The sequence below is a fragment of the Psychroserpens jangbogonensis genome, assembly GCF_000797465.1.
GTDB classification, from domain to species: domain Bacteria; phylum Bacteroidota; class Bacteroidia; order Flavobacteriales; family Flavobacteriaceae; genus Psychroserpens; species Psychroserpens jangbogonensis.
This window is the reverse complement of the sequence record NZ_JSWG01000015.1, coordinates 100,335-115,272: the sequence shown is the minus strand read 5'-3', so window position 1 is coordinate 115,272 and position 14,938 is coordinate 100,335. Positions and strand designations below refer to the sequence as shown.

General features: G+C 32.5%; 15 protein-coding genes. 3 read left to right on the top strand and 12 right to left on the bottom strand.

From position 1 onward, the window contains the following. Positions 1-11: 11 nt before the first annotated feature. The gene (locus tag RH81_RS14290) at positions 12-1,478 is read right to left on the bottom strand and encodes a hypothetical protein (RefSeq protein WP_033962161.1); all 1,467 of its coding nucleotides are present in this window, start codon (positions 1,476-1,478) and stop codon (positions 12-14) included. Position 1,479: 1 nt separating this feature from the next. Then, positions 1,480-2,607, bottom strand: a complete 1,128-nt coding sequence (locus RH81_RS14285; protein WP_033961523.1) for a vWA domain-containing protein — start codon at positions 2,605-2,607, stop codon at positions 1,480-1,482. 138 nt (positions 2,608-2,745) lie between these two features. Here RH81_RS14285 and RH81_RS14280 point away from each other — a divergent pair, with 138 nt between their 5' ends. The 3 genes from RH81_RS14280 to RH81_RS14270 all read left to right on the top strand — a co-directional run bounded on the left by RH81_RS14280 (position 2,746) and on the right by RH81_RS14270 (position 5,332). Next, positions 2,746-3,180, top strand: coding sequence for an RrF2 family transcriptional regulator (locus RH81_RS14280; protein ID WP_033961521.1), 435 nt, complete (start codon positions 2,746-2,748; stop codon positions 3,178-3,180). Between the two features lie 49 nt (positions 3,181-3,229). After that, on the top strand, positions 3,230-3,961 hold the full coding sequence (gene ric / locus RH81_RS14275; protein ID WP_033961520.1) for an iron-sulfur cluster repair di-iron protein: 732 nt from the start codon (positions 3,230-3,232) through the stop codon (positions 3,959-3,961). Between the two features lie 156 nt (positions 3,962-4,117). After that, positions 4,118-5,332, top strand: a complete 1,215-nt coding sequence (locus RH81_RS14270; protein WP_033961518.1) for a hypothetical protein — start codon at positions 4,118-4,120, stop codon at positions 5,330-5,332. Here RH81_RS14270 and RH81_RS17340 read toward each other — a convergent pair. From RH81_RS17340 to nirK, 10 genes are all read right to left on the bottom strand, one after another. Continuing rightward, on the bottom strand, positions 5,307-5,543 hold the full coding sequence (locus RH81_RS17340) for a cytochrome C oxidase subunit IV family protein (protein WP_033961516.1): 237 nt from the start codon (positions 5,541-5,543) through the stop codon (positions 5,307-5,309). The genes RH81_RS14270 and RH81_RS17340 overlap by 26 nt on opposite strands. Before the next feature lies 1 nt (position 5,544). Then, on the bottom strand, positions 5,545-6,126 hold the full coding sequence (locus RH81_RS14260) for a cytochrome c oxidase subunit 3 (protein ID WP_033961513.1): 582 nt from the start codon (positions 6,124-6,126) through the stop codon (positions 5,545-5,547). An 18-nt stretch (positions 6,127-6,144) separates the two neighbouring features. Further along, a complete protein-coding gene (locus RH81_RS14255; RefSeq protein ID WP_033961511.1) occupies positions 6,145-7,920 on the bottom strand; it encodes a nitric oxide reductase activation protein NorD in 1,776 nt (591 codons plus the stop codon). Between the two features lies 1 nt (position 7,921). Continuing rightward, on the bottom strand, positions 7,922-8,695 hold the full coding sequence (locus tag RH81_RS14250; protein WP_033961508.1) for a CbbQ/NirQ/NorQ/GpvN family protein: 774 nt from the start codon (positions 8,693-8,695) through the stop codon (positions 7,922-7,924). Between the two features lie 89 nt (positions 8,696-8,784). Continuing rightward, the gene (locus RH81_RS14245; protein ID WP_033961506.1) at positions 8,785-10,062 is read right to left on the bottom strand and encodes an alginate export family protein; all 1,278 of its coding nucleotides are present in this window, start codon (positions 10,060-10,062) and stop codon (positions 8,785-8,787) included. 17 nt (positions 10,063-10,079) lie between these two features. Further along, on the bottom strand, positions 10,080-11,423 hold the full coding sequence (locus RH81_RS14240; RefSeq protein ID WP_033961504.1) for a cbb3-type cytochrome c oxidase subunit I: 1,344 nt from the start codon (positions 11,421-11,423) through the stop codon (positions 10,080-10,082). 11 nt (positions 11,424-11,434) lie between these two features. Then, the gene (locus RH81_RS14235) at positions 11,435-11,869 is read right to left on the bottom strand and encodes a c-type cytochrome (RefSeq protein WP_033961503.1); all 435 of its coding nucleotides are present in this window, start codon (positions 11,867-11,869) and stop codon (positions 11,435-11,437) included. 21 nt (positions 11,870-11,890) lie between these two features. Beyond that, the gene (locus tag RH81_RS14230; RefSeq protein ID WP_033961502.1) at positions 11,891-12,616 is read right to left on the bottom strand and encodes an SCO family protein; all 726 of its coding nucleotides are present in this window, start codon (positions 12,614-12,616) and stop codon (positions 11,891-11,893) included. Positions 12,617-12,618: 2 nt separating this feature from the next. Then, positions 12,619-13,392, bottom strand: a complete 774-nt coding sequence (locus RH81_RS14225; RefSeq protein ID WP_033961501.1) for a formylglycine-generating enzyme family protein — start codon at positions 13,390-13,392, stop codon at positions 12,619-12,621. 27 nt (positions 13,393-13,419) lie between these two features. Beyond that, complete coding sequence (gene nirK / locus RH81_RS14220; protein WP_033961500.1) at positions 13,420-14,871, bottom strand: copper-containing nitrite reductase; 1,452 nt, start codon at positions 14,869-14,871, stop codon at positions 13,420-13,422. Positions 14,872-14,938: the final 67 nt, after the last annotated feature.

The window sequence follows — 14,938 nt, the reverse complement described above, 5'->3', positions numbered from 1 at the left end:
CCCTTTTTAAATTATATTCCATTAATAAAACTACCATAAGGATCTTTGAATTGAATGCCTTCAGTAAATCGGTATTTACTAAGTTGCTTAAATTCTACAAGAGCCCAAAGAACAAACTCTTTAACGAAATAACTATCTTCTTTACTTATATTAGGTTGATGTAATCCTAACAAATCATCTAATGGAGAAATTGCATCAAGTAAACTCTTATATTCTTTGTCTCGCAAATCGTCTAAAATTTCAAATCCATCTTTTTGATTGAAAAACCATGATATGATATCGTCATAAGGTGTTTCATCATTTTCTTTTTTTAACTTTTCTATCTTCGGAAAGAATTCAGGAAATAAACTCTTAACAGCTTCACCAATTAAATTATAAGCTACAACAGCTGCACCTTCTTGTTCTCCTTCATAAACCAATTCTACCTTTCCAGTAATTGCAGGAATGATTCCGACAAAATCGCTTAAACGTAGCATCGTTTTGTCATCACCTGACAACAATGCTCTACGTTCTGCTGTACTAAATAAGTTTTCTAAAGCTGTAATACTAAGCCTAGCACTTACACCACTTTTAGCATCTATGTATTCACTTTCTCGAGCTTCAAATACAATTTGCTCTAATAAATCTCTTGCTAAATCTGGAACGATTACAGCATCCTTCTGACTTTCAACAAGTTTGGCTTCTTGTTCTGTAATCAAACGAGCTGTTTCAATATCAACTGGATAATGCGTTAAAATCTGACTTCCAATCCTATCTTTCAATGGTGTAACAATACTTCCTCTATTGGTATAATCCTCTGGGTTTGCTGTAAAAAGAAACTGGACATCTAATGGTAATCTCAATTTAAAACCTCTAATTTGAATATCACCTTCTTGCAAAATATTGAATAATGCTACCTGAATTCTAGCTTGTAAATCTGGTAATTCATTAATTACGAAAATACATCGATTTGCTCTTGGAATCATTCCGTAGTGAATGACACGATCATCAGCATAACTTAATTTTAAATTCGCTGCTTTAATAGGATCAACATCTCCAATAAGATCTGCAACTGTCACATCTGGTGTTGCTAATTTTTCGGCAAAACGATCACTTCTATGCAACCAAGCGATTGGTGTATCGTCTCCTTTTTCTGAAATTAACTCGGTAGCAAAACGAGAAATAGGGTTAAGTGGGTCATCGTTAATCTCTGAGCCATCCACATATGGAATGTATTCGTCCAACAAGTTTAGCATCAAACGTGCTAAACGCGTTTTTGCCTGTCCACGAAGACCTAATAAATTAATATTATGTCTTGAAAGAATAGCGCGCTCTAGTTCAGGAATTACAGTGTTTTCATAACCATGTACACCTTCAAAAGCTGTTTCTTTGTTTTTTATTTTTTCAATTAGATTATCTCTTAGTTCATCTTTTATAGATCTAGATTGATAACCAGCTTTTTTTAAAGCGCCTAAAGTTTTTATTGTTTCTATCTTCATTTTATCCTTTAATTCTTTTTTTTCTGTTTGTTTCATAGTCTTCAAAAATCATTTCACCCAATCCTTTTAAACCAGTATAAAAGGCTTTTCCTTGATTGGCTCTTGTAAACTCTTGAACAAATTGCATCAAGTATTGATCTTGAGCAATCATAAATGTGGTAATTGGTATGTGCAATTTTCTTGCTTGTTGTGCCATCGCGTAGCACTTATTAGTGATGTAAGGATTAAGTCCGTTGCTATCCTTATAATATTGTCCATCAGGCAATCGCAGACAACTTGGCTTTCCATCGGTAATCATGAAAATCTGCTTATTCGTATTTCGTTTTCTTCGGAGTAAATCCATTGCCAATTGCAAACCAGCTACTGTATTGGTATGATAAGGTCCAACTTTTAGATATGGCAAATCTTTAATTTCAATCTGCCACGAATCATTTCCAAAGACAATAATATCTAAGGTATCTTTTGGGTAACGTGTTGTAATCAATTCTGCCAATGCCATTGCAACTCGCTTTGCTGGTGTGATGCGATCTTCACCATATAATATCATACTATGACTAATATCTATCATCAAAACAGTACTCATCTGCGACTTGTGCATTGTTTCTTCAACGATCAAATCATCTTCAGTTAAATTAAAATCATCAATACCATGATTAATTTGAGCGTTTCTTAAACTTTCGGTCATAGAAACTTTATCTAAAGCATCTCCAAACTGATAGTTTCTAAAATCTCCAGTATGTTCATCTCCAATTCCTGGGCTTTTACTTTTGTGATTTCCCTGTCCACTACGCTTAATTTTTCCAAAAATATGATCTAAAGCCTGCTGACGAATTGCACGTTCGGTCTTAGCAGTAATTGCCATTCCTGCTTTTCCATCGGGATCAATTTCTTCTTTGATATAGCCTTTCTTTTTAAGATCTTCAATAAAATCGTCAATAGAATATTCAGCAGTAGTTAACTCATACTCCTTATTTAATTCTCGAAGCCATGAAATAGCCTCATCAAAATCTCCAGAAGTGTGTGTAATAAGCTCTTTTAAAATTTCAAAAAGTGTTTCAAAAGGTGATTTATTAGGAGCTTCGTAAGGTTTAAAAACGAATCCTTTCCTTAAATCTGTATTATATTTCATAGCACTATAAAAATACTGCTTTTTGTACCAATAGATATTAAAGGAATTATAAAATAATGCAAGATTTTTTCATTTTTATATCAGACAATTTTGTCCTAGTTAAAAAATTTTCTGATATTTGCATTAAAATAACAATCAATGTTTTCAAAAGCTTGTGAATACGGAATTAGAGCATCAATATTTATTGCTAAAAATTCTATTGAAGGCAGACGAGTAAGTCCTAAAGAAATATCAAAAGAGATTGATTCTCCTCAAGCTTTTACTGCAAAAATTTTACAAGATTTAGTAAAACACAAAATCATTAAATCTATTCAAGGAGCCTATGGTGGCTTTGAAATAGATAAGGATCTAATTGCTACCGTTAAATTATCTCAAATTGTTGAGGCCATAGATGGCAATAGCGTGTATTTGGGTTGTGGCTTAGGATTAAAAGAATGTAGCGAAGATCATCCTTGTCCAATGCATGATAAATTCAAATCCATCCGTAACGGTTTAAGAGACATGTTAGAAAACACAAATTTGGATGAATTAGCAAGAGGTATAAAAAATGGTGAAGCATTTTTAAAAATTTGAAAAAAAATTTGAATATAAATAGGATAAACTTGTCCGAAATGAATTAATTATGGAAACATTAGAAAAAAACACTCAAAAAGAAATAGGCCATTTTGTTGCTAAAGATTACAGAACTGCCGCTATTTTCTCAAAACACAAAATTGATTTTTGCTGCAATGGTAATAGAACAGTAGCAGAAGCTTGTGATAAAAAAGGCATTGATAGTAATTTATTAATGGATGAAATAAATACAGTTTTGAGCAATAAGGGAGCTGAAACGATTGACTATAAATCGTGGCCTTTAGATTTATTAGTGGACTATATTGAAAAGAAGCATCACAGATATGTTGAAGAAAAAATTCCTGTTATTCGTCAATTTTTAGATAAGTTATGCCGTGTACATGGTGAGCGTCATCCAGAATTGTTTAAAATCAACGAATTGTTTACAGGTTCCGCAGGCGACTTAGCAGCACATATGAAAAAAGAGGAACTAATTCTTTTCCCGTTTATAAAGCAATTGGTAAAAGCTAAATTGGAAGGTGGAGCTGTGCAATCTCCTCAATTTCAAACTGTAGAAAATCCAATAGCTATGATGAAACATGAACACGATAACGAAGGAGAACGCTTTAGAAAAATTGCAGAGCTTACAGATAATTACAATCCACCAGCAGATGCCTGCAATACGTATAAAGTAACCTTTTCAATGCTAGATGAGTTTGAAAAAGACTTGCATTTACATATTCACCTAGAGAATAATATTCTATTTCCAAAGGCTGTACAATTAGAAAAACTCTTTGCTTAACATTTGGTTTTTATTTAAGTTACACTTCCTATGAGTTACTTAACCTATTGTAATTGCTGTATTTTCGAGGGAAACCACAGAAGTTACAATATTTGGACTCAGGGGAAGTGTTCTTTTTTTTAATACCTTTAATCATTAAGTATACAAAGAAATAATATGCAGAAAAAACTTGTTATTGTTTGCCTTCTAAATTTTTTAGTAGCCGCTTTAATGGGTTTAGCATTACGTTATTCATTTATTGAATCCATAGGATTAAATTATCGATATCTAACACATGCGCATTCTCACGTTGCTATGTTGGGTTGGGTCTATTTAATGTTGTTCGTGTGTATTGTACATTATTTTATCCCAGAAAAAAAGCCAATCTACAATCGTTTGTTTTGGTTAACTCAGTTTGCTGTAATTGGTATGATGCTTAGTTTTCCTTTTCAAGGTTATGGCGTTGTTTCTATTACATTTTCAACATTGCACATCTTATGTAGTTACTATTTTGTTTATTTGATATGGAAGCATCACAAAACAACATCTAAGGCTACTGCGTTACTTTTAAAGGCTTCACTCCTATTTATGTTATTATCAACATTGGGAGTTTGGTGTTTGGGACCTGCCGTAGGACTGATGGGTAAAGCCTCTGCATTTTATCAAATTGCCATACAGTTCTTTTTACATTTTCAGTTTAATGGTTGGTTTTTAATTTCTGCTTTAGCCATCCTATTTCATTTATTAAACATTGAATATTCTAAAACAATTAAACGCTTTTTTTATTTACTAATAATCTCAACAATACTAACAGTGGCATTACCTATTCAATGGTTTGCTCCTCATAACATTTTATTATGGATTAATGGAATTGGGACTATTTTTCAACTCATTACATTGTTTTATTTTTTAAAAATCTTTAGGCTTAACAAAGTTATTTTATCAAAAAATGAATTTAAACTGACCAATTACTTATTATACTTTGCCGTCTTTTGCTATAGCTTAAAAATTGTATTACAAGGGCTCACATTAATTCCAGAATTAGCAAGTAATGCCTATCAACATCGCAACTTTGTGATAGGATTTATTCATTTATTAATGTTGGGAGTTATTTCAGGGTTTTTATTTTCTTTTATTCTGAAAAAGGAATTAGTCAACACCTCTAGAACTTTATACCTAGGAATCTATAGCTTTCTTTTAGGTTTCATTTTAACTGAAATAGTATTGTTTATTCAAGGCTATTATTTTTACTTCGGAAAAGGATTACTTCCTAATTATTACTTGTTACTCTTCATTTTTAGCATTTTAATGCCTTTAGGAATACTTTTACTCCTATTAAATATGACAAGCCATAAAAGCAATCCTATTAAAAAACCACCACAATTGAAGTGATAAAAAACAATAGGAAGGCAACAATGATTCCTTTCCAAAATCCGTGTGCTTTTTTTAGTTCCATAAATTGAAAAGCAATACCCAAGAACTTTAGTGAAGACAGTAACAAAATGAGCAGCACAATATAATTGCTATTTAGTTTAGAAACCAAAGCTGAAACTATTGTCAGTATAATTAATATTATCCAAGTTAAGGTTGCGTTTAGTTTCATATCAAAAAAGTAAATAAATTACAGGAAAAAGTAACATCCATATCAAATCACACATGTGCCAAAATGCAGCACTAGACTCAACATCTTCAATACTAGTAGTAGAATTTTCTTTTCTTATTCCAAAATAAACAGTAGTTAAAATCACCAAACCTACAATAACATGAATGACGTGAAACAAAGTAAGCATCCAATAAAAGGTAAAAAAAGTGTCGTAGTTAAGATCAAAGCCTTGACTGATTTTCTCATTATATTCAAAGCTCTTTAATCCTAGAAAAAGAAGACCAAAAAACATAGTTAAGAGCAATAACTTTTGAAACTTCTTTTTATTACCTTTCTTTAATTCTGTTACTGAAATTGCCATAAAAAAACCACTAGTCAGTAAGAATATGGTATTTATCAATCCAAAAGTTTTACTCAATTTTAAGCTAGAATCATGAAATAATTCAATTTCTTGATTGCCATAATAAGCCATTGCAATGAGTGCTGCACCAAAGGTGAATAACTCAAGAAAAATGATAATCCAGATTAGTATTCCTCCAGGAGGATAGTATACGTTTTTATAATCTATAGTTATTTTTTGCATCTATTAAAAAATTTCAAGTTATGATTGATGCTTAATTTTCTCATACAATTTCACAAGAGATTGTAATAATTCTACAGGAGTTGTAAGGATTTGGTAGTGATTTTGTCCGAACATTTGTGGTAAATAATATTTAGCTTGTGCTTCAATAGCTAATGCATACGAATTGATTTGGCGCTCATTTAATTCCCTTAAGGCTTGCTTCACATCATTAATCCCGTACTTTCCCTCATATTTATCGTAATCGTTTGGCTTTCCATCAGAGATTAAAATTACCCATTTGTTTTTAGTATCACGCTTATCTAACAAAGCACCCGAATGACGTAATGCAGCACCAATTCTTGTATAGCCACTTGGCTCTACTGCTCCTACTCTATGTTTTGCTGTATTCCAGTCATCATCAAAACCTTTAAGTGTTAGGTATGTGGAGTGATTTCTCGTTTTTGAGTAAAAGCAATCGATAGAAAAATCGATATTGAATTCATCCAAAATTTCACCAAACAAAATAGATACCTGCTTTTCTACATCTATCACTCGGTTTCCGTCGGCATAACCATCACTAGAAAGGCTAACATCTAAAAGCAATAAAATAGATAAATCCTTCTCTTTTTTCCGTTTAGATAAATAAATTTTTTCTGAAGGTGTATGTCCAGATTTTACATCGATGAACAAATCAGTTATTGCATCAATATCAAATTCCTCTCCCTGTGTTTGATTTCTTTGCTGCTGGTATTTATTATTAACTGTGGTTAGCATTTTTCGTAAACCAACCAAGGTAGACCTATTATCGTTTAATGTTTTTTTATAGTAATCAACATCTCTCTTCAGCTGTGTTTTTGGATATACTTTACAAAAATCCTCCTTATAACTTCTGTCCTTATAATTCCATTCGTCATAAGTTATATGGTAACCAGAGCTGTCACTTTCGGCACTTTCTAAAATTGTAGTATTCTCTGTAAACTCCGCCTGATACACAGAATGTGCAGTGTCATCAACACGAACTGTATGTTTCATATTCACCTCATCTAAGGCATTAGAATGATCTTCTAGATCATCATCACCATCCATATCTCTAAAATTACCACCAAATTCTTCTGCAGTTTCTACCTTTTCAAATTGATGTTGCAACACAGCATCCTCCATTTGTTTTTGGTCTATTTGCACAGAGATTATTTCTTCTACAGCTTTAGATTTGATAGTTGTTTTAACTTGCTCTTGATTGGCTTCCTTAACCTTATCAGTGAAATTCTTTAATTGTATATCAGTATCATCATTAAGTGAATCTTTCATCCATTTTCCATAGATAAACGAATAATCTGCAGGAAGTTTTGACGTTTCTATTAGTTTATAATGAGAGATGAATTTATTGTAATAATTTTCAGCTATCGGGAACTGTTCAAATAAACCCTTGAGCACTTTATTTGCCGTTTCTTCAGCTTTTTCTTGTGATTCTTTAAGGTCATGATCTACATTATCTTTCCAATTTAGATCTAAATTTTTCTGAATGGATAAATACAATATTCTGAATAAATAAAAAGAAATATTTTCATCTATGGTAGAGAAATCATAGAACTTGACAGGTAAGAAAAAGTTATTGTTTTTGAAACCTCCTTCTCTTTCCGCTTCAAATATTTCAATAGCTTCACCAGTAATAGCACGAGCAAAAATCATTAAGCGTGGTTTGAGATCACTTAAATAAACAGCATGTTCTAATGCTGCCTCTTTCTTCCTTTTTCGTTTTTTAAAAAAGAAAGCAAACTTGGTGAAAATATATTCATCTGGCTCGAACTCAAACATATTATATCATTAAATCACTTAAATCTTTTAGTGCTTGAATAACTTCTAAATCGTCAGTTAATGGTTCTACAACGGCAACATGCACTGCTAATCTTTTTGGCAAGCCGATATGAATTAATTTAGCTGCATCTACCAATAATCGTGTTGAAACGGTTTCAGTTAAACCCAATTCTGTTAGATTTCTAATCTTAGTTGCAATGTTTACCAACTTTTTAGCCACATCAGGTTCAATTCCTGTCTCAGACACAACTATTTCAGCTTCTAACTTTTCTGTAGGATAGTCAAAAGAAATGGCAACAAATCGTTGTCTAGTAGACGGTTTCAGTTCTTTAAAACCTCGTTGATAACCAGGGTTAAACGAAGCGACAAGCATAAAGTTTTCATGTGCTTTAATGGTTTTTCCCAACTTATCAATAAACAATTCTCTTCGATGATCTGTTAAAGAGTGAATAGCTACAATTACATCTGGTCTAGCTTCTGCTATTTCATCTAAATATAAAATATGTCCTTCTTTAACAGCCGTTGTTAATGGACCATCCAACCAAACTGTTTCTGCTCCTTTAATGATAAAACGTCCGATTAAATCTGTAGACGATGTTTCTTCATGACAGGAAATAGTAATTAATTTAGTGTTTAATTCATGAGCCATGAACTCAATAAATCTCGACTTTCCGGTTCCTGTTGGTCCTTTTAATAAAAAAGGAATCTTACACTTATAGGTATGTTCAAAAACCGTGATTTCTTTTCCTACTTCTTGATAAAATGGCTTACTCATTTTAGTGTTTTTTATCGAATTAAAAAACCAGAGTCAATCTTCCTTCAAAATTTCGACTCTGGTTTATTTAAAAATTTAATTATCTAGACTTACTGTGCTTGTAGCGTATGTGAAAATAATTTCGGTTTAAAGGTAATCATCACCCAAGCCCAAGAATTATTTTCATCTTTATCTCCGCCTTTTAATATCTCCATAGTATCTGTAGCAAACATTTTAGAATACCCAGCATTTAATGAAATATCACTAGCCAATTTATAACCAACCGTTAAATCTATTTCTGTTCCCAGATTGCTATCCATTTTTTCTGTACCATCAAATACATTTCCTGCAGATGAGAAAAAGTGAGGCATTATTTTAGCCGAAAACTTGTTATTTTTATAGCCTATTGACCCATAAAAATCGTTCAAACCAACATTATTAGCATGGTTTCCAACATAAAAATAATCCATAAAACCATTAAACTTATGATTTGTACCAAATAATGGCGCAAAAGATTTTATATCAGCATCTGTATCATCCATATCCTTACCTGAAAGAAATTCTGCTCCAATACCAACATTAAAATTATCATTTATTTTATAACCTAAGTTCCCTGAAAAATAAGAGGCACTTACATCTGTATCTAACGATTTTCCAGTTTGAAAGTATGCTGCTACATTAGCATTAAATTTACCTGAAGCATATGTTAATCTTGGACCAACAGTTTGCATATAATCGATGGTTTGCTTTTCATCAGGTAAGTTTTCATTCTCTAAATACTCAATTCCTGTATTTAAAGCTAAAACACTTAATCCAAATTTCTCAAAACTACCATGATACCATGCATACTGAAATGATTTGTATCCAGCAGCATTACTATATAAGTTATCTACATTAGATTGTGAATCTGAATTTAACGCTAAACCGACATCGAATTTATGGTTGGCATTAGGTACATATTTAAACAAAAATGCATCATGGCTTCTTGCTTGCTGAGCCCAACCTACGCTTCCAAATATTCTATGGTCATCATAAACTATTTCTTGGCGTCCGAATTTAAAAGACACTTTTCCATTCAGTTTATAGGTTGCCCAAGCTTCGTGTAATGCTGATGCTTGATCATCACTAGCTAATGTGCTTACATCTCCCCAAACTCTAATGTTTTGAAAAACGACTTTGAAATTCATTTTCTCATTTACAAATCCAAAGTTTAATCGCGTACGTTGAGACACGAAATTTGTTCCATCTTCATCGGTATTTAAAAGAGTTCCGAATCCGTGTTTATTTTCGTAACGTGGCCTTAACTCTGCTGACAAATCAAAGGTTTGTGCATAAGAATTTAGTCCCATTAACAGTGCAATGGTGAAATAAACTATATGTTTTTTCATTTTTTTCTAAGTTTTTTTTAGTCTGTTGACGTTAGGTCTATAGCTTCATCAGTTGGTCTTCCATGTTTGTAGAAATCAATGATGTATAGAATAATTCCTGTTACAAATAAAGTAGCACACAGAATTAGCACATAAAAATGAACTTCGATTTCTTTCTGAACTTCCATAAATTCCATTTTCATTTTACGTTCCAAATATACTTGAACAACTCCGGCAACACCAAAGGCGACTGTCATACCAATCATTCCTATATTTGAAAACCAAAACGCCATTCTTCCACGAGAACTATCATAGAGTTTCCTACCAGTCATATTGGGTAAAGAGTAGCTTATAATTGCTAAAACAATCATTGCGTAAGCTCCCCAAAATGCAAGGTGACCATGCATAGCTGTTACTAAAGTTCCGTGTGTGTATAAATTTGTTTGTGGTAATGTGTGTGCAAATCCTAATAATCCTGCACCTACAAATGAAACAATAGCAGCTCCAAGTGTCCAGTATAATGCTAATTTGTTTGGATGTTTCTTTTCTCCTTTTCTGTACATATTTACTGCAAATAAAGCCATGGCTAAAAATGCTAAAGGTTCTAAAGCAGAGAATATACCACCAACGATTAACCAAATTTTATTTACTCCAATATAGTAGTAATGGTGACCTGTTCCTAAAACACCAGATAAGAATGTTAATCCTACAATAACATATAGCCATTTCTCAATAACTTCTCTATCAACACCAGTTAGTTTAATTAATAAGAAAGATAAAATACCTCCCATTATTAACTCCCAAACACCTTCAACCCAAAGGTGAACAACCCACCATCTAAAGAATGAATCTGTTACTTGACTATCAAAAGGCAACATTCCTGGCAAGTATAATAAAGCTGCAAAGAATAACCCCATAGTAAGCACTAATGCTGTTGTTGTTCTACGTTTTCCTTTAAATAAGGTCGTTAGAATTATTCCTAAAAATAAAAGTACATTTATAACAACTAGGTAATCAAGACCTCTTGGTATTTCTAAGAACTTACGTCCTTCCCAAATATTAAAGTGAAAACCTATAATTGCAGCAACTCCAACTAATGCTAAACTAATTAGCTGTACATAAGCTAGTTTTACACTTACGAGTTCGCGTTGTGCTTCTTCTGGAATAATATAATATGCTGCTCCCATAAAACCAGATAGTAGCCAAACTACTAATAGATTTAAATGAACTGCTTTTGCTGTGTTAAATGGAATAATATCATGCAAACCGTCAAATCCTGCGTGTGCAAATCCCATAATAAAACCGTATACTAATTGTAATACGAATAGCAACATTGATAATGCAAAAAACCAATACGCTACTTTTTGTGATTTATATTTCATAATGTTTTAGTTTAATTATTATCTTTTGCTAATGGTGAGACTACTGTGTCGAATCCGTTTAAATCAATATCATCTATCCAATCGAAAAATTCAATTATATCTAATGCCTCTTCTTCTGAAAAACCATAGGCAACCATTTTTCTGCCGTTAGGTTCCCATGCAACAGGCGACATTAAAACTGCTTTAATGTAACCTTTACCTCTTCTGTCAATTACTTTAGTTAATTCTGGAGCATAATAGCCTCCTTCTCCTAAAATAGTATGACATCCCATACAATTGTTTGAATCCCAAAGATTCTTACCACGAACAACAGCTTCTGTGATATTCTCATGGTTTGTTTGATCAACATCTTTTGATAAAGAAAAAATGGTAAGTCCAATAAATATTAGGAAAGTAACCAATGTTCCTCCAAGAAAAAAAGCGCGTGCTTGTTTTTTTGATAACATATTATTTAGTTTTGATTAGTATTATTTGTTATTTGTTAATTCTAAAATAGTCTGAACGGTTTCTTTATTATCAACCCCTAAACCTTCTTGTTGGTGCGCTAATTCTCCTTTGTTATTAAACACACTTATTATATTTGAGTGAGAAAAGTCTAAAGGCGATATTTGTTTGTATTTCACAGCTAAAACATTTGCGAATTCTCTAACTCCACTTACGGTTCCTTGAAGAAAAGTCCATTGTTCACCATCCATGAGATTTTCTTTTGCAAACGTTTTTAAATGTTCTGGCGTATCAGTTTCTGGATCAATACTCACTAAAACAAATTGAAGGTTGTCTAAGTTTTCTTTTGGAATTTTAGCCTCAATATTTCTCATATCTGCTACTAAACGTGGACATGCAGCTTTACACGTTGTGTAAATCATTACCATGACTAAGGTTTTTCCTTTTAAATCTTCAAGCTGAATAGTTTCTCCTTCTTCAGTATTCCATTTAGATGTTAAGTTGAAAATAGATTCATCAGAAATTTCGCCATCGTCGACTACTTTTGAAGTTTTACTTGCTACTGGTTTTAAATCCATTTTACAGATTGGACAACTCCCAGATTCAGAATAAGTTTTATCTCCCTCACATTGCATAGGACATTGATACAAATCAAACTTTTGCTTGTCATTTTTAGACGTTTTAGAATTGCAAGAAACCATGGTTAAAAGCAATATAAACACTGAGGTTACTATTTTTAATTGTTTCATTTTTATTCTTTAATATCTTTTACGCATCTAAATCCTAAATTTTTCAAACCGTATTTTGCTTTTACACTACCTCTTATAGCGTAACGCATAAAAGCTGCATAATTCATTAAATCTGTAGCGCCAATTGCAGCACTTCCACAAAATAAATTACTATCATTATCTACATCTTTTCTAGATTCACCAGAAATTAAAACCGAATTAAAATCTGAAGTCCATTCCCAAACCAAACCATGTAAATCGTAAACTCCCCAATAATTTTTAAAGGTTGAACCTATTTCATTATTAAAAGTTTTTGGCTTTTCATACCAACTTAAAATATACTTATTGTAGGTTTCTAAAGATCTGGCATCTGGCATAGTTTTGTTTGCCATTGCAACATATTCCCATTCATCTATAGTTGCTAATCGTTTACCTTGGCAATCGCAATAATCGTTTGCAACGAACCAAGAAACATTGGTAACAGGAGCTTTTAAAGATTGATTTTTTCCTAGAATAGTATCAGAAATCCAACTAACCAAATAATTATCGTCTGCAAAAATCTTTTTAATATTAGATCGCTGCCATTTGGGTTTCTTTTTAATAAATTCCAAAAACTCTTTGTTTGTTACGGGATAGACATCCATTTGAAAATCACCAATAGTCACTTTTAATGAATCTCTCCCATAAAGTGGTATATAAGTTCCACCTTTTACAGATACCATTTTAGACTGACTTTGAGCCATTGTCATTGTTAGTAATAAGGATATACTCAATGTCAGTCTTAAAACAGTTATCATCTTTTGCTATTAATTTTTAATTATAGTTTAGTGACCGTTTTTAACAGCTTCAACTTGAGACTTAGTAACATTTGTTTTGTTATTATCCCAAGAGTTATAGATATACGTCATTACATCAGCTATCTCATCACTGCTAATTGCTTGTCTTGTCATAACACTGTTATACTTCTCTCCATTTACAGTAATCTCTCCTGTTTTTCCCTTAAGAACTATTTGAATAGCTCTATTGACATCAGCATTTAAATAATCTGATTTTGCTAAAGGAGGAAATGCGTTTGGAATACCTTGTCCTTCTGCTTGATGACAGGCAAAACAAGTTTGCATATAAACATTCTTCCCTGATTCCATTTTTTCAGCTAAGGTTTTATCTGAAGATGCCACTACTGTTTTAACATTTTCGTCTTCTGGCATTTCTTGAATTCCACCACCTTCTGGTTGATAAATTCCTTCTTGCATCATACCAGAATATATCTTCATATCTTCTTCACCTTGCACTTTAAGCATTCCTAAAGCACCTTTATTAAATGCTCTAAAAATAGAGTGATCTACCAAAATAAATGTTCCAGGAACATCAACTCTAAATTCAACTATAGCAGCTCCACCTGCAGGAACTAGAGTTGTCTGTACATTTGTATTAATCATATCACCTCCTTCTACATGAACTTTATCGAAAATTTCACCAATAACATGAAATGACGACACTAAATTTGGACCTCCATTACCAACATAAAGACGAACGGTTTCACCAACATTTGCAGTAATAGCATTATCTCCTGTTAAAGCACCTACACTACCATTAAATACAACATAGTCAGCATCTTCATCAACCGCTTTTTGCATATCAAATGGTTGTAGACCTGGTTCTCCATGTTCACCTTTAGTATAAAAGTCACCTTGCATGATATAGTATTCTTTATCTACTTGAGGTAAACCTCCTTCAGGTTCAACTAGAATTAAACCATACATACCATTAGCAATATGCATTCCAACTGGTGCAGTCGCACAATGGTATACATATAACCCAGGGTTTAAGGTTTTGAAATTGAATGTTTTCTCATGACCAGGAGCCACAAAAGAAGAAGTTGCTCCACCTCCTGGACCAGTTACTGCATGTAAATCTATATTATGCGGCAACTTATTATCTGGATGATTAGATAAAGTAAACTCTACTTCATCGCCAACTCTAGTTCTAATAAAACTTCCTGGAACCGAACCTCCAAAGGTCCAGTAATTGTAGGTAGTACCATCAGTCATGGTTCCCACTTGTTCGAGAATCTCCATGTTTACAATAAGTTTTTTTGCTTTACGTCTTCCAACTCCTCGTGGTACGTTGGGAGGTGACGTTAATTCGGCCATCATTTCTTTACTTACTGGAATATCAGCTGCGTCTGTATGTTCTTTTTTTTCACTCTCTGTACAAGATGTTAAAAAAAGCATTCCAAGTATTATGGTACCCAGTAATAAATTTAGTTTTCTCATTTTGGTTGGTGTTATGGTTTATTTCAATATACGATTAAATAAGCTTTTTTTTTAATAGGACAATTTT